General features: G+C 65.8%; 1 protein-coding gene. It reads right to left on the bottom strand.

Going from position 1 to position 567, the window contains the following annotated elements; all coding sequences use genetic code 11:
* Positions 1-39: 39 nt before the first annotated feature.
* Positions 40-567, bottom strand: a 528-nt coding sequence (locus ACYVO7_RS25770) for a transposase (protein WP_460452615.1), incomplete at its 5' end; no start/stop codon positions are given.

The raw sequence follows: 567 nt of genomic DNA, 5'->3' as shown, positions 1-567 counted from the left end.
GGATACGCGGGCGGCGCAGGACGAGGACCGCCTTCGTCCTCAGGCTGGCATCATCTGCGGTCCGTTCGGCAGGAGCTTGGCCAGCTTCCTGAGGTTCTGCGCGGCGGCTGCGAGGTGGAACTCGTCTCGGGCTCCATGGGGTCCGCGGAGCCGCAATCGGTCGAGCCTCAAGATGCGCTTCAGGTGCGCGAAAAGCATTTCCACCTTCTTCCGCTGTCGGCGGGAGGTGACGTACTCGTCAGTGGTGGCGATGGCCCGCGCCATGTCTCGGGCCCCTTCGTGGATCGAGCGCGGGATCTTGCGGGCGGGCGTGTTGGGGCAGCACCGAGGCTTCATAGAGCAGGCGTCGCAGTCATGCTTGCTGGCGCGGTAGCGCATCATGCCGTCTTCGTCAGCCAGCGGACGGGGGTTCCTGTAGGTTCTCTGTCGCTGCCTTAGCAGCTTGCCGGCGGGGCAGACGTAGACGTCCTGGGCGTGGTCGTAGGTGAACTCAGACCGGCTGAAGGTGCCGTCCTGCCGCTCCGATTTGTCGAAGACCGGGATATGAGGCTCGATCCCGCGCTCGTG

The organism is Alsobacter sp. SYSU BS001988 (genome assembly GCF_054796215.1).
The sequence above is the reverse complement of the archived record's forward strand: the minus strand, read 5'-3'. Positions and strand labels throughout refer to the sequence as shown.